Origin of the sequence: Pantoea sp. alder81, assembly GCF_020179835.1 — a bacterium.
Taxonomy (GTDB): domain Bacteria; phylum Pseudomonadota; class Gammaproteobacteria; order Enterobacterales; family Enterobacteriaceae; genus Pantoea.
Window position 1 is genome coordinate 145,314 of sequence record NZ_JAIUDA010000006.1, and the last position, 20,340, is coordinate 165,653.

Below are 20,340 nucleotides of genomic sequence, written 5' to 3' on the forward strand. Positions count from 1 at the left end.
GTGCCCCTTTCTTTGTTACTGACTGGTGGATTATCGATGGATTTGATGCAATCAGGCGCTCCAACTCGCCGTTATTCTAAGCTCAGCGTCTTCTGTGCGGGCATCGCTTTATTTCATTGTTCTCAACTTATGGCTGCCAGCGATGCGCTCACCTCGGCAGGCACCATTACTTCAACAGGGCTGGCACAGCAACAGGATCTGCCCTCGTTAACCGGTGAAGTGGCCGAACCCGCATTGGCTCGAGTTCCGGACTCCCTAACCATCAATCAGGCAGTACAACGCGCCATTCAGTGGCATCCCGACATTGCGCAGGCAGTGGGGAAAATGCTGGAGCAGGCCAATCAGGTGGATGTGGCGAAAGCCAAATATTACCCGCAGGTAAGCGGCGGGATGAACAACGGTTACAGCAATGCTTATACCGAGAAGGGATTCAGCCCATCCTTTGTATTGTCGGTGTCGCAGATGCTGTATGACTTCGGCAAGGTCAGCAGTTCGGTACGTTCCGCAGAAGCGGGCGTGGCGATGGAACAAGCCAATGTGTTAGTGAGCATTGATACCGTGGCCCACGATACGGCTTCCGCGCTGGTGGAAGTGCAGGGTTATCAGCAGTTGGTCAAAATTGCGCGGCAGCAGTTGGATTCGCTGACGAAAATTGGCGATCTGGCGCGTCAGCGTAATGACGAGGGCGCGGCTTCACTCTCCGATGCCACGCAAACGGATGCGCGTATTGAAGGGGCGCGCACCACACTGATTCAGTATCAAGCTAACCTTGAACGCTGGCGTGCGACGCTGGCGACCTATCTTGGCTGGCCATTGGTCAAGAAGGTTAGCGATGATTTCCCGGTTAACCTGACGCGCTCCTGCTCGATAGGCAGAGCCGATGACAAGCTCAATCCAGCGGTACTCTCTGCATGGGCGCAGGCTAACCAGGCGCAAGCCAAATTGGATAACGCCAACGCGCAGAACATGCCGACTATTTCGCTTGAACCTCAGGTGACTCACTATCTCAACAATCATTACTCCGGCAGTGAAACGCTGGACCGCACGCAATATCAGGCTTTCGTCAAAGTAGAGATGCCGATTTACCAGGGCGGTGGCATCACCGCAGCGCGCGATGCCGCAGCCAACGCGTTGCAGGCGGCTAATGCGGCCGTCAACTCCGCGCGATTGAAAGCGCGTCAGCAACTGAGTGAATCGCAGACTCAGGCGCTAAGCCTGTCGCAGAGCCTGGCGATCATGGCGCGGCAACAAACGCTGGGCGAGAAAACCCAACAGCTCTACCAGGATCAGTATCTGCAACTGGGTACCCGTCCATTACTGGATGTGCTCAACGCTGAGCAGGAAGTCTTCCAGACGCGTTTAACGCTCCAACAAACGATCAGCCAGCTACGAACGCTTCAGCTCGACTGCTTATACAGCACCGGGCACATCCGATCGGCGTTCGCTTTGAATAATCAGCGGATCCAGAATGTGGAGATCCAGCCATGACCCAATTACAAATTCCTGATGCTCCCAATGGCGATAGCAATAGCGCTACGGGCGGCGATGTTCCATTGAATGGATGGGCAACCGCCATCATCCAGATCGCCACCCATTATCGCTTGCCCTGTTCACCGGGCATGATCATGGCCGCCGCCGAATGGCAGGGTAAGCAAACCCGTGATAAAGCACTGCGCCATCTGGCGCGTCAGGCTGGTTTATCGCTACAGCTGTATGAAGAGAATAAATGGGAAATCACCAGCTGGCGTTTGCCACTGGCGGTAGAGCTCAACGATGGGCAAGTCGGTGTCATCACCAGCTTTGACTGCGATGATGAAGTACGCGTGCACTTTTCCGGAGATGAGCAACCGGCGCCGGTTGCGCTGGCAACGTTGCTGCCTGAAATCCATTTTGTCGCAGCATTACGCCCGGTAACAGCCGCAAAAGACAGCCGGGTCGATCGTTATCTGGCAACCGTAAAACCCAACTGGCTGATGAAGTTGGTGCTGCACGATATGCGTCCTTACGCCCATGTCATGCTGGCCTCCTTCCTGATAAACCTGATGGCGCTGGTCGGCATTATCTTCTCCATGCAGGTGTATGACCGCGTGATCCCCGCGCAATCTTATCCCACGCTGTATGTGCTCTATATCGGGGTCATTATCTCGGTGGTGTTCACCTACATATTGCGAGTCGGCCGCGATCACGTCACCGATTTGCTGGGTAAACGCGCTGATATGCGTGTATCGGATCGCGTATTTGGCCATGCGCTGCGGCTGCGTAACAGTGCGGTGCCGCGTTCGACCGGTACCTTTATTTCGCAGCTGCGCGAGCTGGAATCGATCCGTGAGATGGTGACTTCAACCACCGTCTCCGCCATCGTCGATATGCCGTTCTTCCTGCTGTTCCTGCTGGTGATGGCCATTATCGCTCCCCAGCTGGCATGGATCGCGCCCATCGCAGTGATTTTGATGGTGCTGCCAGGCCTGTTCAGCCAGAAAAAACTGGCGAAGCTGGCACAGCAGGCGATGAAAGAGTCCACGCTACGTAATGCGGTGCTGGTGGAGAGCGTGCAGGGGCTGGAGGATATCAAGCTGATGCAGGCAGAAGATCGCTTCCTGCAGCAGTGGAACAGCTACATTCGCATTACCGCGCAATCCGGCGTTGAGATGCGCAAAGTCATGCATTCGCTGATCAGTTGGGGCGTGACGGTACAAGGTCTGGTTTACGCCAGTGTCATCGTAGTGGGGGCGCCAATGGTCATTAATGGCGATATCTCCACCGGTGCGATTGTAGCGGCATCCCTGCTTTCCTCTCGAATGATTGCCCCCATGGCAACACTGTGTGGTGTGCTGGCCCGCTGGCAGCAGGTGAAAGCCGCCAAAATCGGTCTGGATGCGTTGATGAATTTGCCGGTGGAAAACAGCAAAGACGAAACCCGTATTCATTGCCCGGTACTGTTTGGCCATTACCAGTTCAATGATGCGATGTTCCGCTATTACAGTGATTCACTCACTGTCGCGTTGCGCATCAAAAGCCTGACGATTAAACCCGGTGAGCGCGTGGCAGTATTAGGCCGCAACGGTTCAGGCAAATCGACCTTACTGCAGGCGATGGTGGGTGGTATGGATTTGGTGGGTGGCGAACTGCGTCTGGATAATCTCAGCTTGCCGCATATCGATCTGGCCGATGTACGCCGCAACGTCGGTTTACTGACGCAGAATGCGCGCTTGTTCCACGGCACACTGCGCGAAAACCTGACGATGGGCGCGGCGCATGCCACCGATGACGCCATTTTTGGTGCATTGACCGTTAGCGGTGGTGCCGACTTCATCCGTCGTCTGCCGCTGGGGCTGGATCATCCCATCATGGAAGGTGGCGTGGGGTTATCGGGAGGCCAGCGGCAATCATTGCTGCTGGCGCGCATGTTGCTGCGTGACCCGAATATTATTCTCCTCGATGAGCCGACCGCTGCGCTCGATGATCATACCGAGAAAGAGTTTATCGAGCGTTTAGGGGCATGGCTCAATGGCCGCACTTTAATCGTTGCGACTCACCGTGCAGCGATCCTAGCATTGGTGGATCGCGTGTTGGTACTCAAGGATGGGCAACTGGTGATGGATAGCCCGAAAGAAAACGCACTGCCGCCGCCGCGTGCGGGCGGTAGTCAGCCGGAGGTGCAAGCATGATGAAGCAACTTCCTGGCAAACTGCGGCTGGTGACGGCAGCAGAAGTGGATTCATCCGATGATCTGTTGGGTGAATTAAAGTCGGAAACCCATTACACCGGCGCAGTACGGTTGATCACTATCAGTACCGCTCTGATGCTGGTTGCGCTGGTGTGGGCCTGGTTTGGCGTACTGGATGAAGTCTCAACCGGCACGGGCAAAGTAATCCCAAGTTCTCGTGACCAGGTGCTGCAATCCTTAGAGGGCGGGATCCTCACCGAACTCTATGTGCACGAAGGCGATCGGGTGAAGGCGGGGCAGGTGGTGGCACGTCTGGATGCCACGCGCTCGCAATCCAGCGTTGGCGAAAGTGCGGCGCGCTATCGTGCGGCACTGGCGGCGGCATCGCGCCTGAGAGCCGAGGTTAACGATGATCCACTCACGTTCCCGGATGAGCTGAAAGCGTATCCCGATCTGATTGCTTCCGAGACGCGGTTGTACAAAACCAAACGCGCTCAGCTCAATGACTCGACTAAACAGTTTAAAGAGTCGCTGGCGTTGGCCAACCAGGAATTGGCTATCACTCAACGGCTGGCCAAAACTGGCGCCGCCAGTAGCGTCGAAGTGCTGCGTTTGCAGCGTGATAAATCGGATCTGGAGCTGAAACTCACAGATATGCGCTCACAGTACTATGTGCAGGCGCGTGAGGAGCTGGCGAAAGCCAGTGCCGAAGCGGACAGCCTGGCTGAAGTGATCAAAGGGCGTGAAGATACGGTGACGCGCCTGACCATCCGTTCACCGATGAACGGCATCGTGAAAAACATCAAAGTCTCCACCGTCGGTGGGGTCATTCCTCCCAACGGCGAACTGATGAACATCGTGCCACTCAACGACCGTCTGCTGATTGAGGCGCGCCTTTCACCGCGTGATATCGCCTTTATCCATCCCGGCCAGCGTGCGGTGGTGAAAATCTCGGCCTATGACTACGCGATTTATGGTGGCATGAACGGCGTGGTGGAAAGCATTTCACCGGATACCATTCAGGATGAGGTGAAGCCGGAGATCTACTACTACCGCGTGTTTATTCGCACCGATAATGACTATGTGCAGAACAAAGCCGGTAAGCGCTATTCGATCAGTCCGGGGATGGTTTCTACGGTCGATATCAAGACTGGAGAGAAGACCGTGATGGATTACCTGATTAAACCGTTTAACAAGGCGAAAGAGGCAATGCGCGAACGTTAATTGTAATACTTCGATGTTTAAGAGCCGCCGTTGAGGAGTCAACGGCGGATTTTTTGTGTCTGCGAGTTGAGTGACTTAAAGTAAATTGATGTTTTGATGGGGGCGGGCGGAGGGTGATTTTTCGTAGTGGGGTCATTTTTATCCAGTATCAGCGTTTATCTTTCCGCCAAATTTACTGCTGAACGGATACAGCCAACAGAGGCAATTATCAGGAGATTTCTCGCTTTTCTTTGACCCGAATGGTTGCAATGGTAATTAATGGAAGCTTTTTGACATTTTTAGAAAATTTTAGTGCGATTTAGTGATGAGTGTTGGAAATTTGATTTAAATATTGGATAACAAGATGAATTAAAGCGGTTTATGCCAGCAATCACTTTTAGGTGGTTAAGGATTGACCATTGTGATGGTAAGGGTTCAATAAGAATATGCTTAAAATTCTTGTGCCGCCTGTTGCTGTATGTTACATAGAGTGTCGAATTTCTATCCCTTGCTCACTTCAGATTTTGCTGTGAGCGTCGCAGTGAAAAATAATAAAAAGAGCTTACCTCACTACCCGTTAAGCGGACGCTTATGCGCACGCTTTGGCTCGCCACTCATAGAGATGGCGCGATGAGGTTATTTAGGGGATAGAGCAAAATCGTTAATGCAATTTGGATGTGCTTCCGTTGTCTGGAAGCGTAGCGAGAGCATTTGCCAGATACATCATGCAAAGGAACTGACATGAAGCAGGTTTTTTTTCAGGAGCAGCAAAGCGGCAGCATTTTGCCGGGATTGATCCCTTCAGTTTCTACCGTGTTGGTTGAGTGGCATCCAGCGCTTAGCCTCAACTCTCAGCATGACCCAATCGAATCTAAGAATCAGCAAATAGGGTGCAGAACCTTTGAGTCCCTGCGCTTTTGATTACCCGTTGACTGAATAAAAATAACCAGCCTTGTACAAATTTTCGGCTGACCATGGAGAAGTGGGTGTGAGAGATATTGCCAAACCCGAATTGTAGTTTGGGCACCCCAACAATAATTGATGACTGTTACATGTTGATGAAAGTGAAGTCCGCCGCATCCACGATGCGTTCGCGTTTTCCTGCCATTTCACTGGCGGAAATCCAGAAGCACCTGGCGAAAATTATCATTCTGCTGCCGATGGCGCTGCTGCTGATCTACCTCGTGATCTTCAGCCAGCCGCGCTATATGAGCGAATCCAAAGTCGCGATTAAACGTTCTGATGATCTCACCAGCAGTAGCCTTAATTTTGGCTTGTTGCTGGGTGCCTCTAATCCCAGTTCCGCCGAAGATGCGCTCTACCTCAAGGAGTACATCAATTCACCGGACATGCTCCGGGTGCTGGATAAGCAACTCGATTTCCATGAAGCCTTTAGCCACAGCGGGTTGGACTTCCTCAACCATCTGGCGAAGGAAGAGACCGCCGAGCGCTTCCTGCAGTATTACCGTGACCGCATCAGCATCGCTTACGACGACAAAACCGGCCTGCTGGATATCCAGACGCAAGGCTTCAGCCCGGAATTTGCGCTGAAGTTTAACCAGGCGGTGTTGAAAGAATCTGAGCGCTTTATCAACGAACTGTCGCACCGCATTGCACGCGATCAGCTTTCATTTGCTGAAGCGGAGATGGAGAAATCACGAGCCCGGCTGGATGCCAGCAAAGGTGAATTGCTCGCTTATCAGAACAGCAACAACGTGCTGGACCCGGAAGCGCAAGCGTTGGCTGCCAGCACACTGGTCAATACCCTGATGGGCCAGAAAATCCAGATGGAAGCCGATCTGCGTAACCTGCTGACCTATCTGCGTGATGACGCGCCGCAAGTGGTGAGTGCGCAAAACGCGATCTCCTCCTTACAAGCACAGATTGACGCTGAAAAAGGCAAAATCACCGCGCCGCAAGGGCACAAGCTGAACCGCATGGCGGTGGACTTTGAAGAGATTAAATCGAAGGTGGCGTTCGATACTGAGCTGTACAAGCTGACGCTGACCTCGATTGAAAAAACCCGCGTGGAAGCGGCACGTAAGCTGAAAGTCTTGTCGGTGATAAGCTCACCGCAGCAGCCGCAGGAATCCACTTTCCCCAATACCCCTTATTTGATCGCCTGCTGGTTGCTGGTGTGCTGCTTACTGTTCGGCACCCTGAAACTGCTGTTGGCTGTTGTTGAAGATCACCGGGATTAATTGAGTTCGTCATGAAATTATTGAAGTCACTGTTACTGCTTGCCGCCTGGCAAGCCACCACTGCCAGCGCGGCCGTCGATATTAATGCCGATCCGAATCTGACCGGTGCCGCGCCGCTGCCTTCGTTCCTCACCGGCCAGCAGAGTCAGGTGCAAAGCAGCGATGGGTTTGATAACACCCTGCGCCCGATGGCACCGGCGATGATGAGCCGCATGTTTGGCGCACAGCTGTTTAACGGCACCAGCGCTGATAGCGGTGCCACGGTCGGCTTCAACCCCGGCTATGTGCTCAATCCTGGTGACAGCATTCAGGTACGTTTGTGGGGTGCATTCACTTTTGATGGTGCACTGCAGGTCGATCCTAAAGGCAACATTTTCCTGCCAAATGTGGGACCGGTTCAGGTCGCAGGTGTTAGCAACAGCCAACTGAATACGCTGATCACCACCAAGGTGAAACAGGTTTATCAGGCCAATGTCAGCGTGTATGCCTCGCTGCTACAGGCGCAGCCGGTGAAGGTTTACGTAACCGGTTTTGTGCGCAGCCCGGGACTGTATGGCGGTGTCACCTCTGATTCCCTGCTCAACTACCTGATCAAAGCGGGCGGCGTCGATCCCGATCGCGGTAGCTATGTCGATATCGTGGTGAAGCGTGGCAATCGCGTGCGTTCCAGCATCAACCTGTATGACTTCCTGCTCAACGGCAAGCTGGGTCTGTCACAGTTTGCCGATGGCGATACCATTGTGGTGGGGCCGCGTCAGCACACCTTTAGTGTGCAGGGTGATGTGTTCAACAGCTATGACTTTGAATTCCGTGACAGCAGCATTCCGGTGACGGAAGCACTGAGCTGGGCGCGTGCTAAGCCAGGCGCCACTAATATCACCATCATCCGCCAGCAGGGCTTGCAGAAACGTAGCGAGTATTACCCAATCAGTTCTGCGCCGGGTCGCATGTTGCAGGATGGCGATACGCTGATTGTCAGCACCGATCGCTACGCTGGCACCATTCAGGTTCGAATCGAAGGTGCGCACTCAGGCGAACATGCGATGGTGCTGCCATACGGTTCGAGCATGCGTGCGGTATTAGCGAAGGTTCGCACCAACAGCATGTCGGAGATGAACGCTATTCAGCTTTACCGTCCGTCTGTGGCACAGCGTCAGAAAGAGATGCTGGATCTGTCCCTGCAGAAACTGGAAGAAGCCTCGCTCTCTGCCCAATCCTCCACCAAAGAAGAAGCCAGCCTGCGTATGCAGGAAGCTCAGCTGATCAGTCGCTTCGTCAACAAAGCGCGCAACGTGGTGCCGAAGGGTGAAGTGATCCTCAACGAGAAGAACCTCGATTCGATTCTGCTGGAAGATGGTGACGTGATTAACATCCCGCAGAAAACCTCGCTGGTTATGGTGCATGGCGAAGTGCTATTCCCGAATGCAGTGAGCTGGGAAAAAGGCATGAGTCCGAAAGACTACATCGAGAAGTGCGGTGGTCTGACGCAGAAATCGGGTAACGCCAAGATTGTGGTGATTCGTCAGAACGGTGCTGCTGAGAACGGTGAAGATGTTGACACTCTGAACCCAGGCGACGAGCTGATGGTTCTGCCGAAGTACGAATCGAAGAACATTGAAGTGACACGCGGTATTTCCACCATCCTCTACCAGCTGGCGGTGGGTGCGAAAGTGATTCTGTCGATCTAAGGATAAAGAGACATGATTGGTATTTTCTCATCGGGTATTTGGCGTATTCCGCATCTGGAAAATTTTCTGGCACAGCCGTGTCAGAAGCTTTCTCCGATGCGTCCAATACCCGCTGAGATTGATACTGTCGCGGTGTGGGGCCATCGCCCAAGCGCGCGCAAGCCGGTGGAATTAGCACGGGCGGCGGGTAAACCAATTCTCCGTCTCGAAGACGGTTTTATCCGCTCGCTAGATTTGGGGGTGAGCGGGGCACCGCCACTCTCAATGGTGCTGGACGATGAAGGGATCTATTACGATGCCCGCCGACCAAGTGCGCTGGAGCGTTTGATCCATCAACGCGAAGAAAATCGGGCATTAGTCGCTGAAGCGAAAGAAGCGATCCACACCATCGTTACGGAAGATCTTTCCAAATATAACCAGGCTCCGGCATTCATCGCCGGGGAGAGCCTGACCAGTAACTTAGTGCTGGTGGTGGATCAAACGTTTGGCGATATGTCAGTGACATACGGTAACGCCGGACCAGACGATTTTATGGCGATGCTGGATGCGGCGATAAAAGAAAATCCATCATCGACCATTTGGGTGAAAGTCCATCCAGATGTGTTAGAGGGTAAAAAGGCCGGATACTACCATCAGCTGCAATCGACGCATCGCGTACATTTGATGGCGGACAACGTCAGCCCGCAATCGTTGCTGCGCCATGTCTCACGCGTATATGTGATGACTTCACAATATGGTTTCGAAGCTTTGATGGCAGGTAAGCCAGTGACCTGCTTTGGCCAGCCCTGGTATGCAGGATGGGGGTTAACTGACGATCGCCATCCACAGGCGGAGCAACTTCGCCAGCGCCGTGGAAGCTCAACGTTGGAAGAGCTGTTTGCTGCCGCTTATCTGCGCTACAGCCGGTATATCGATCCGTTGACAGGTGGAGCCGCAACTCTGTTTGATGTGTTGGGTTGGATGCAGCTACAGCGACGTCATCAGCAGCAGCGCAGTGGGCATCTATGGGCGCCGGGATTAACGCTGTGGAAATCCACCATCCTCAAACCGTTTTTACATACTACCGCCAATAAGCTGAGTTTTTCCCGCCATTGCCGTGCAGCCACGGCCTGTGTGGTGTGGGGAGTGCGAGGCGAGCAGCGCTGGCAGGAGAAGGCGAAATTACGTCAGCTGCCGCTGTGGCGGATGGAAGATGGTTTCCTGCGTTCTTCAGGTTTGGGTTCTGACTTGTTACCGCCACTGTCACTGGTACTGGATAAGCGCGGCATCTATTACGACGCCACGCGCACCAGCGATCTCGAAGTGATGCTAAATCACAGTGAACTGACGCTGGCGCAGCAGTTGCGAGCAGAGAAACTGCATCAGCGTTTGGTTGAAAGCAAACTAAGTAAATACAACTTAGGGGCGGATTTTTCCCTGCCACAAGGTTCGCAGGGTAAGCGAATTCTGCTGGTGCCCGGCCAGGTTGAAGATGATGCCTCAATTCAAACGGGTACGCTTTCCATCAACACCAATTTGTCATTACTGCGCACGGTTCGTGAGCGTAATCCCGATGCCTTCATTATTTATAAGCCACACCCTGATGTGCTGGTGGGCAATCGCAAAGGGGATATCCCGGCGGAAGTGGTGGCGCAACTGGCTGACTATCAGGCGCTGGATGCTGATGTTATTCAGTGCATCCAGATGGCAGATGAACTGCATACCATGACTTCACTCTCCGGCTTTGAAGCGTTGCTGCATGGCAAGCAAGTGCATTGCTATGGCATGCCTTTTTATGCCGGATGGGGGTTAACCAATGATGAGCATGTCTGTGCAAGGCGCAAACGCAAGTTGGGGCTTGCGGATGTGATCTACCAGGCGTTGATTGCCTATCCGACGTATATCCATCCGCTGCGTTTGGCAGCAATCAGCGCGGAAGAAGCAGCAGAGTTTTTGATTCACGCACCGCGTGGACAGATGTTTGTTAATAAAAAGAAAGCGAGTTACCTCGTTAGGCATTATCGCAAGATGTTGATGTTTTTTAAGGTTAAATTCGGTTAGGAAAACCGATTCATAAAATAACAAAAAAGAAGGTTGATGATGCACAGTAACGCTTTAAAGATGCTGCTGTCTGGGAAAAAGTATCTGCTATTACAGGGCCCGATGGGGCCGTTCTTCAATGATGTGGCCACATGGCTCGAATCACTGGAGCGTGAAGCTGTTAATGTAATATTTAACGGTGGGGATCGTTTTTACTGTCGCCAGCGTAAATATTTGCCTTACCTCAAAACCTCCAAAGAATTTCCATCATGGCTGCGCGATACGCATAAAGAATATGACTTCGATACGATTCTTTGCTTTGGCGATTGTCGTCCTATGCATCAGGCGGCGAAGCGCTGGGCACAGGCGAAAGGGATTCGCTTTATCGCATTTGAAGAGGGTTATTTGCGCCCACACTTCATTACGGTAGAAGAGGGCGGGGTGAATGCGTTCTCTTCCTTGCCGCGAGATCCTGATTTTTATCGCCGTTTACCTGAAATGCCCGCCATGCAGGTTGAGAAATTGAAGCCTTCAGCCGGTAAGCGTATTGGGCATGCGACATGGTACTACCTTGTCGGCTGGCGCTATCGCCATGAGTTTCATCAGTATCGCCATCACAAGTCATTCTCACCGTGGTATGAGGCGCAATGTTGGATCAGAGCATATTGGCGCAAACAGTGGTACGGCTGGCGTCAGCGCAATGTGCTATCACATTTGCAGAACAGTCTGGATCAACGTTATTTCCTCGCCATTCTGCAGGTCTATAACGATAGCCAGATCCGGAACCATAGCCCGTATGAGGATGTGCGCGACTACATCAACGACGTAATCTTCTCATTTTCGAAGAAGGCACCGCGTAACGAGTTTTTGGTGATTAAGCATCATCCGATGGATCGCGGGCACCGTTTATATGGCCCGCTGATCAATAAACTCAGCAAAGAGTACGGCGTAAAGAACCGGGTGATTTATGTGCATGACGTGCCGATGCCTGAGTTATTAACTCATGCCAAGGCTGCAATTACGATTAACAGCACGGCGGGGATTTCAGCGCTGATCCACAACAAACCATTAAAGGTGATGGGGAACGCGCTGTACGATATGAAGGGATTGACCTATCAAGGGCATCTTAATCAGTTCTGGACGGCGGATTTTAAGCCGGATATGAAACTGTTTAAGAAGTTTCGTGGATATTTGTTGGCTAATACGCAGGTAAATGCGGTTTATTATGGGGCACTTAGAAAAAAAACAACTTCTCTTAGTAGTGATACGATTCTTAACAAAAGAATTTTTATTAGAGATTGAATTTACCATGCGGTATTTTCCATTAATCAAAAAGCATCATGGTTTTCAAATCAACAACAGCATTACATAAGATGATTTTATTTATTTTTAAAAAAAAGAATGGCAATATTGTATCTTTGGATGGATTTAATTGTAAGTGTTCGGTGTAAAGATTTCACGAGGATTAATAAGGAGTCATTGAAGATTAGTGATTTTGAGTTTTCAGAGTTAATTTCATAGGGTAATTATCCCTATGAAGGTATTTTTAAGAACATAAGGAATGAATTAGGAGTAAGCTCAGCCATGATTAATTTAATTGATCTATTTAAGTGGAGGGGGTTAGTAAAAGAGATGTTGATTTAGTAGAGCATTTATTGAATAAAGCTTACCTTTATGTTTCTTATTTTATAATATGTTACCCACGCCTCTAGAGATGTGCTTTATGCTCATATGAATATTTTATTATATAGATGCATAAATAGAGATTTAGAAATTATAAAATTTATGTGCGAAGAAAAAATAAATACTTTATATTATAAATCTAAATTACTGATGTTTAAGAAATATAAACAATCATTGCTTTTCATGAATTTATAATTTAGATGGCAATGTTGAATTATTTATAGAATGTTATTTTAGGTCGGAATTGGTGCTATGATCGGTATCGCTCAGTCCGGTTAGTTATTTGTATTATTTTGGCGATCGATTAGATCGTACAATACGGGCTGAGATCCCTTAAGAAGTGATCTACTATTCCGCGTAGCTATTTACAATCAAAATAAAATGAGGCAAAGGAATGCCTCAAATAGCTAACAAGTGTTATATGATTTTTATAATGACTTTATTTTTTCATTGAAACACCTTACGACATGCATTTGCATACCAGCAAGTTGCATTGTATTTAATGGTCGCTCCATACAGAAATATTCAAACCCATCAACTTTAGAAGCATAGTCAAGCCATATGTTCCTATAAAGGTACATATGACTCCCTCCATTAAAAATAAACCATTTCATTTTATCCTTTTCGAGCTTCCTCCAAGGTTTAAACTTGGTTATGAAGTGAATGTTTTTGGTGTTGAAATGGAATTCATCATCGCTATCCCTAGTTGATAAAACTCTGTGGTTGTAAGCTTCTGGAATTTTCATAAAGCCGCCAGCGGTGCTTTCTATCAGGAAAGAAAATGCAATTTGCTCTAATAGTTTTGCTTGCGGACATTTTTTTTGAAGTAATAAATATGAATCAGTGAATTTTTTTTGCATGTTGTTTTCGGTATAAATCTTATTATTAAAACCAATAAAACCGACATTCATGTAATTAACATTGCATCCTGATATCAATCCTTTTTTTGCGATATCATCAATGAAATCTTCAGGAACGTTTTCTTTTAATAAGTTAACTTTATTTGCCCAGCCGGAAAATCCAACTCCATTAGGTTCTATTTCTGATAGTATGTACTTTCCAGTGCATAAAATGTCATAGTCTACTTTGTATGAATATTCATAACCCATATTTCCCAAGTGAATAGGCAAGGCGTAATTATAAAAAACATCAACAGGCCAGTGGCCTTCATTCATAGAAAGAAATGTTTTTTCTATTCCATAGGCACTCAGATCTTTACTGTCAATAAAATTGATACACCTTTTTTTTAATGTTTTCTTCATGTAAGGGGATATTTTATCTCCGTTAAAACATATGTAGAAGTCAAAAATTTCTGGGTTATGCTCTCTAATGCTTTCTAAAGCAACAAGCGCAGGGAAGTATATGTTTTCATCACCTGCTATAAATACAGCGCGTTTCATCATTATCTTTATCTTTCCATTCAACTAAGACAAATCCCATTTAATCTAATATTATCTTTTTGAAAAGCGTGGCGCAATGAGGATTGAGTATTCTATCTATAACCTTAACTAGAGAGCTAATAACCATAGTTATAATGAGCTTGTACATTATAACGTAGAGTTCGATAGGAGGTCGTAGTTTTGTGGAGTAATTTTTGCTTGGCGATGGACTAAAAATGGTATCATTAGCAATATTACTGATATATTTGCAGCGTTGAGATTAATCCTACAGGTGCTTTGGTGAATTTTATGCTGACCGAATTGAAGTCGTTTAAAGATGAAAGAAACAATGTTATAAACTATGAAGGTAATGTTATCGGAAATATGAAGATTACTTTTACAGGTTCTAATAACATTTTAAATGTGAGCAAAACTACAAGATTGAAGGGAATGACAATTTTATTTGATTGCAATAATGGAATATGCAATTTGGGCAATAACTCATTTTCTGGATTCATAAGAATCGGTCAGGATTGCACTGTTGAGGTTGGCGATGGGGTTACAGCAACTGGAGGGGTATACGTTTCCACTGCGGAAGGATCAAAAGTAAAGATTGGCAATGACTGCATGTTTGCCACAAACATTGAGATCAGGTCAGACGATGCGCATCCAATATTTGATGTACAAAGTGGAAAAAGGATTAACCCAACAAGAGACATTATAATAGGTAATCACGTTTGGATTGCCGGTAAGTCATCCCTCCTGAACGGTTCTGGTATTGGTGATGGTAGTATTCTGGGTTATGGAAGTATATTAAAGAAAAGAATACCTAACAATTGCATAGCTGTAGGTGTTCCCGCAAAGGTAGTTAAAAAAAATATAGCATGGGAGAGGCCTCACTTGAATCTTGTCAAACCTTTCTATAAACCTGATTCATCTACGGTAAGTAAATCAGATTTCTGGAATTTAACTCAAGAATGTGAGTTATTGGAAAAAGAAATAAAGATGAATTTATTCAGTCGACTATCATGCGCCTTATCAATCCTCTTGAGAGGAAAATCAGTATAGCCAATTTACACTTAGCCACACGCTTCAAATTGGGTGACCAAATCTCGGTCACTCACCGCTGAATAACCAAAAACTCCCTTTCCCGCCGCTCCCACGCATCATAAACAAAAAAGGCTCTGCGGCGGGGCAGACATATACAGTAACTATCTTTTTGCAGAGAAGCTTAGATAGCTTTCCAAGCATTTATAAAAATTTACGAGATGTCAAATTTATTAATCTTTATATCAAAGAATATAGAATAAATGAGCATGAAAGAATAATAATGAAGGTATATGGTTCTAATTTTATCGAGATGGTGCAGGAAAGAATAAAATTAATGAGTGAGATTAGTAATGATGTAAGTAAAGATAAGCATAGGCAAGTTGAAAAAGAGAGGAGGATTTATTTGTAATTAAAAAAGCATAAGGAAAAGATTTAAAAATATTTTTTCTGAAAATGGTGGATGGTATCTAGAAGAAGTTGAGTGAAATTGAATTTATTAAACTCCTCGTTTAAAGGAGTTTAATTTTCAATATAGCTAAGTTATGTTTCCTTTATAGCTAATTTATTTATAGACCTCATCAGTTGAGCGTTTTGCAATCGTAATATTGCGTCTTTAGGCGCGGTTAATGTGTGAAGGCGGATTATTGAGTTCCAACAAAATACAACGTCATCCCAATTCTCCATAATTTGCGATAACTCGGAGCGGAGTAACCAATAATTAACATCAAAATTCCCTGTTTGATTATTTTCTACAAGTATATTATATCCTTCTTCAATCATACCTAGCATACGATAAGAATATGCTAACTTGTACGGATTATCGAATTCTGTGTGCGAAAGTAGTAACCAGTTTTCTGAGGATTCCACCCACTGCTCATTTTGAAAGAAAAATTCGGCAATTTCATTTCTAACAGAACTAGCAGATTTAACATCTGTACTCATATTAGATATCGCACCGATAAATAATTCACTTTTATTTTTTTTTCTTAAAGAGCTTAAATAAATTGCAGCGACTTCAGGTGGCAATAATGAATAATAATCTTGGAGCGGACTAATTGCATTGATAACATTTGTATGCTCGCCAATCATATGGCTAATAGAAACATACTGCATCCACCAAATGCTATCTTTTTCATGTTTGCTGAAATCATTTATTAGACATGATTTCAATTTATTGTGATTATTTGTGTTTTTTAGAGAAAGTAGACTTATTAATTTCAAAATCTTTCTTATCTCTTTATTTTCAACATTAACTCCATTGGGTCGATTATGAAGTTCCTCTATTTTATCCCAAGACTTAATTGACAATAATTTACACACATTCAAATAAAAATCAAATTCACCAATATTAATGTGTTCTGGAGGAGATACTGAGAAAGTATCATTCCCATTTAATGCATTAATAAAAATAGAGTAAATTTCATTATTGATATTGTTGGCAATGAAGAATTGATCTTTAAAATTTAAATCTTGAATGCAATAAAGTGATAACTTGAATGTTTCTTTAATTACATTAGCGCGTTTTTTGTCAACTTCTGATATGTTCTCATCAAGAAAGTCTAATATTTTTATTGACTCTAAAGGTTTGCCAGTGAGAAGTAAAGATTCAGAAAAATTAATAATGTCAGAATGAGTGGCTTTTTCTAAGAAAGAGTCAACAGTAAATAAGCTATTCCAACGTCCACAAGCATTTATCCAGTCGCCCTTTATAGAGGCTTTGATTGCACCTCTATGCAATGTTTGTATATCTAAATGGATATTATCTGTCTTATCTAATTCAATAATTGCATTATAAGTGCGTTCGCAAGATTTACCATCTCTGAAAGGAAATGTTTTTTCGATTATTTTTAAAACTTCAGTAGTGGGTTGTGCATCTTGACTGAGAAGAATTTCAAGAGAACTGAAGACCTCGGCTAATTCATTACACACAGGGCCAAAACCATGCTTTCTATATTCATAGTAACCTTTAGAATAAGTATGAGTTCCTGCGAAAACGTCTTCCTCATCAAATTGATAGTATATTGTTTGTTTATTTTGGATTGCCAATTCAAAAGCTACAGAGGAATAATCAGTAATAAGAAGTGATGACTCATTAAATAAATCTTGAATTCTTATTTCAGAAGGTTTCTGTAAAGTAATATACTCAGGTAAACTAAATTGGTCAATATAGGGCAATAAATTTGGATGTGGATAAACAACAACATTGTAATTATATTTTTCAGACAGATCTTTGAGTTGTTGAGAGTTGAAAAAGTTATTCCAGTGAATGGCAAAATTTGAGGACATGAATTCAGGGTTTTTAGTTCGTTCATGTCCACTACGATTAGCTTCACCAGAGATATTTGCTCGCCAAGTAGGCATTACAAGTATCTGATTAGTACTTTTAATATTACTTAATAAAGAATCATGCCGAGGGAAGCCAGTAAGTTTTACTTCCTTACTTGAATATTTATACTTGCTATTATTTGATATAATTGATTCATATTCATCTTTTGATGCAGTAATGAAACAGTCAATGTTCTCTTTTTGATTTAACCAAGCTGAAAGATCATCTTTTGTAACTCCATGTTGAAGAAAAACAAAATGACGACCAGACAACATGCGAGGCCCTAGCAGATTAACAACGCAATAATCTACGTGTGAACTAATTACTTTACTGCAACTTTGTAATTTTAAGATATGTTCTTCGCTTCCAAAGTTTATAAGGTTAAACCCCTCATTCTTTAGTCGATTCCAGTCATGAGAAGTTTGATTTAGTGCAAAATATATTTCTTGTTCAGGATGATATTTACTAATGTAACGATAAAGGTGTTCAGCATTATCATCAGCCTGATAATCTCTGTCCATTAAAATCCAAGCATTGCTTCTTTTGGATTTTGTAACATATTCAGGTATCAAGCTATCAAAATGTCTTATTATGCTTTCGCCTGTAATTCCATTACTGTATTGTTTACCAGCTAGGGATATGTTTGTTTTAATGCCAGAAATGTTGATTTTTAATTTTTCATGCCAACCAACTTTCACCCATATTCTTTTTTCTAAGGTGAATTTTCTATTTAGAAATGAGTGTTGAATGTGTTTTTCATGATTTGGAAAAACATTTTTACCGCTGACTTCAATATTTTCAAAAACGTCTTCATGACTAAAGTATCTTAGTTGAGCCATTTTTTTTACACGGTCATAACTCTCGATATAAACTATTTGAGTGCTAGGGTTTATATTTTTGAATGCGCCTAACATTCCTACTTTATGGAAGAACCACGCACCAGCTAAATTGAAACTCATAATGACAGTTTCATCAATGTATGAGAATATTTCATCTAACAACGAAATAAATCTTTCTTGCTGCTGTGAGCTTAAGAAATCTAACTTGTATTTATTATTTAGTATTTTTTTAAAATACCAAATCAAATGGTATATTACTGTTATTTGGATGTTTTCAGGCACATTTCCTTTCTTATCTGAATATTTTTTTAGAAGATCAAGACATCCTAATTCTAATACTTGATCATATAATCCTGGTTTCTCCCATGACTTATCTAAAGTTGAACTTCCATCACTTCGCTTTCTATAAAGGTATTTTGCTGATTTTAGAAAGGCTATATCACTTTGTTGGATATACATAAAGTAATTTGACGCAAAGTGTGCATCCTCAAAGTTAGGCTTTATTTTATCATTAAATTTTATGTTGTTTTTGCTAATTATATCATATTTAAATATTGCTGAATTTACTGATAGCTGAATGTTCTTGCCAAGGTTTTCAACAGGACAAATAATGTCACCATTTGCAAACCTATACTTAAGGGGATGACTGTCTTTGATTTGGTTTTTATCTTCGAAATAGAAAATAAAGTTACATGAAATTAAATCTAGTGTTTCATGTTTTTTCTTGCTGGCAAATTTATCAACTGATAGGAAATAATTAATGTCAATGAAATCATCAGGGTCGATGAAAGTAACCCATTCTGTATTAACATGGTCAAGACCAATATTTCTAGCTGAAGCTTGGCCACCATTATCTTTATATATATACTTTATGTTATTGGGGAATTTTTTTTGCCATTTTTTAATTATATCAGCTGAGTTGTCAATAGAACCATCATCGACCATGACTAAAAATATATTTTTTTCAAAATCCAAACGCTGAGTTACAATACTCTCAAAATAAGCTTCCAGATAATTACTTACATTGTAAACAGCAGATACAATTGTATATTTATAGGTTCCATTCATTATTTTTGGTTTAAGTTTATCAATGCTTTTATTTCTTTTTAGTAGCATATCTGAGAAGAAAAGCTTTGGATCTCTTATAAGTTTGCGGATTTTTTTTTGATTCATTTTTTAATCTTTCTCATAATAAAATTTTAACTCTGCTTCAAGTATTTCTTGATATGATTCAAGCGGAGTATTTTGGGAGTTAAAGTCATTAGCACAAAATGAATGAGGGGAGTAGCCGTCATTTTTTGCTTTTCTAATTGCTTTATAAAAACTTTTTGCTGATCTTGATCTTATATTAAAGTAATAACAAATATCCCTTTGTATAATTGATTTTCCTTTTAAATAACTAAACCATGGTACTAAGAATGTCGCGAGGTTAAGATCATTATCAGTTCTAAATTTGTTACTTAGGAAAGATTCAATTTCTTTTTCATAACATTTCCACACTTGAAGATAATCACTTTTACGTAATGGCACATAAGTATGAACTAATGGGGTCTCAGGTCTTATTCCAAACTTCCTTTGTAAAAGTTTAGATGAAGATAATGATGCTGAAAGTGTTGGAGTCAACGTTCCCCTTTCAAGCATATAGTTGAGGCTTTTTGACGAAATAAAAAGCGATGCATGCCCATTGCATTTAAAAAAATGGCTGGCCTCTAAGGCTCTTGCAACAAAAACATCATCGTTAAAATAAATAAAGTTTTCAGAAATATCTTTTATTTTATGAAGGTGAGCTTCTATAACATGAGAGTTGAATGTTGGTAAATACTTACTTGGTATAATTTCCGAATGATCAACTACATGTATTTTATCGGTTTTTATACTTTTTAACCAACTTGGTGTTTGGTTATCCGTAACTAAAAATATTTTTTTTACCCATGGTAAAAATTTAAGAACACTTTGTAATGAGTAGTATAGCTCGTCATGATTTTCAAATCTAGCAGAGTCCTTTGCGTATTTACCAAGTGATTTTTTATCAATTTTACTGAAGAAATTATATTTTTCTTTCCAATTTAAATCTTTATTATCTACCCAAGTAAAGACTACATCTATTGAATCACTATTTTTGAATAGTTTTTCAATTTTTTCATCGTATGATATTATTATTTGCTCCTCTTCCTGAGGGCATTTCATTTCATTTAAATATACTGGGTATTTTTTATTAAGGTAATCCTTAAAAAATAAAGATGGTTTTGTTATGAGTTTTTTTAATTTTTTATTTTTTAACATTG

General features: G+C 43.9%; 12 protein-coding genes. 9 read left to right on the plus strand and 3 right to left on the minus strand.

The window, feature by feature from the left end; all coding sequences use genetic code 11:
• Nucleotides 1-36: 36 nt before the first annotated feature.
• The 8 genes from LBW88_RS17180 (at nucleotide 37) to LBW88_RS17215 (ending at nucleotide 12,080) form a co-directional block, all read left to right on the plus strand.
• Nucleotides 37-1,488 carry a TolC family outer membrane protein gene (locus tag LBW88_RS17180; protein WP_224933501.1) on the plus strand — a complete coding sequence of 484 codons (1,452 nt, stop codon included), beginning with the start codon at nucleotides 37-39 and terminating at the stop codon, nucleotides 1,486-1,488.
• Nucleotides 1,485-3,668, plus strand: coding sequence for a type I secretion system permease/ATPase (locus tag LBW88_RS17185; RefSeq protein WP_224933500.1), 2,184 nt, complete (start codon nucleotides 1,485-1,487; stop codon nucleotides 3,666-3,668). The genes LBW88_RS17180 and LBW88_RS17185 overlap by 4 nt, the downstream gene beginning before the upstream one ends.
• On the plus strand, nucleotides 3,668-4,891 hold the full coding sequence (locus LBW88_RS17190; RefSeq protein ID WP_414004097.1) for an HlyD family type I secretion periplasmic adaptor subunit: 1,224 nt from the start codon (nucleotides 3,668-3,670) through the stop codon (nucleotides 4,889-4,891). The genes LBW88_RS17185 and LBW88_RS17190 overlap by 1 nt, the downstream gene beginning before the upstream one ends.
• A 720-nt stretch (nucleotides 4,892-5,611) precedes the next feature.
• Nucleotides 5,612-5,791: a hypothetical protein gene (locus LBW88_RS17195; protein ID WP_224933498.1), complete on the plus strand. Its 180-nt coding sequence runs from the start codon at nucleotides 5,612-5,614 to the stop codon at nucleotides 5,789-5,791.
• A 131-nt stretch (nucleotides 5,792-5,922) separates the two neighbouring features.
• Nucleotides 5,923-7,071, plus strand: a complete 1,149-nt coding sequence (locus LBW88_RS17200; protein WP_224933497.1) for a capsule biosynthesis protein — start codon at nucleotides 5,923-5,925, stop codon at nucleotides 7,069-7,071.
• An 11-nt stretch (nucleotides 7,072-7,082) separates the two neighbouring features.
• Nucleotides 7,083-8,759: a polysaccharide biosynthesis/export family protein gene (locus LBW88_RS17205; RefSeq protein ID WP_224933496.1), complete on the plus strand. Its 1,677-nt coding sequence runs from the start codon at nucleotides 7,083-7,085 to the stop codon at nucleotides 8,757-8,759.
• A 12-nt stretch (nucleotides 8,760-8,771) separates the two neighbouring features.
• Nucleotides 8,772-10,799: a capsular polysaccharide biosynthesis protein gene (locus LBW88_RS17210; RefSeq protein WP_224933495.1), complete on the plus strand. Its 2,028-nt coding sequence runs from the start codon at nucleotides 8,772-8,774 to the stop codon at nucleotides 10,797-10,799.
• Nucleotides 10,800-10,838: 39 nt separating this feature from the next.
• Complete coding sequence (locus LBW88_RS17215) at nucleotides 10,839-12,080, plus strand: capsule biosynthesis protein (RefSeq protein ID WP_224933494.1); 1,242 nt, start codon at nucleotides 10,839-10,841, stop codon at nucleotides 12,078-12,080.
• Between the two features lie 809 nt (nucleotides 12,081-12,889).
• Here LBW88_RS17215 and LBW88_RS17220 read toward each other — a convergent pair.
• Nucleotides 12,890-13,864 carry a glycosyltransferase gene (locus tag LBW88_RS17220; RefSeq protein ID WP_224933493.1) on the minus strand — a complete coding sequence of 325 codons (975 nt, stop codon included), beginning with the start codon at nucleotides 13,862-13,864 and terminating at the stop codon, nucleotides 12,890-12,892.
• A 285-nt stretch (nucleotides 13,865-14,149) separates the two neighbouring features.
• On the opposite strand from LBW88_RS17220, the gene LBW88_RS17225 reads away from it, so the two are divergent.
• A complete protein-coding gene (locus tag LBW88_RS17225; protein ID WP_224933492.1) occupies nucleotides 14,150-14,908 on the plus strand; it encodes an acyltransferase in 759 nt (252 codons plus the stop codon).
• Between the two features lie 522 nt (nucleotides 14,909-15,430).
• On the opposite strand, the gene LBW88_RS17230 is transcribed toward LBW88_RS17225, so the two are convergent.
• Together LBW88_RS17230 and LBW88_RS17235 are read right to left on the minus strand one after the other, a co-directional pair.
• Nucleotides 15,431-19,228: a CDP-glycerol glycerophosphotransferase family protein gene (locus LBW88_RS17230; protein WP_224933491.1), complete on the minus strand. Its 3,798-nt coding sequence runs from the start codon at nucleotides 19,226-19,228 to the stop codon at nucleotides 15,431-15,433.
• A 3-nt stretch (nucleotides 19,229-19,231) separates the two neighbouring features.
• Nucleotides 19,232-20,338, minus strand: coding sequence for a capsule biosynthesis protein CapC (locus LBW88_RS17235; RefSeq protein ID WP_224933490.1), 1,107 nt, complete (start codon nucleotides 20,336-20,338; stop codon nucleotides 19,232-19,234).
• Nucleotides 20,339-20,340 lie beyond the last annotated feature (2 nt).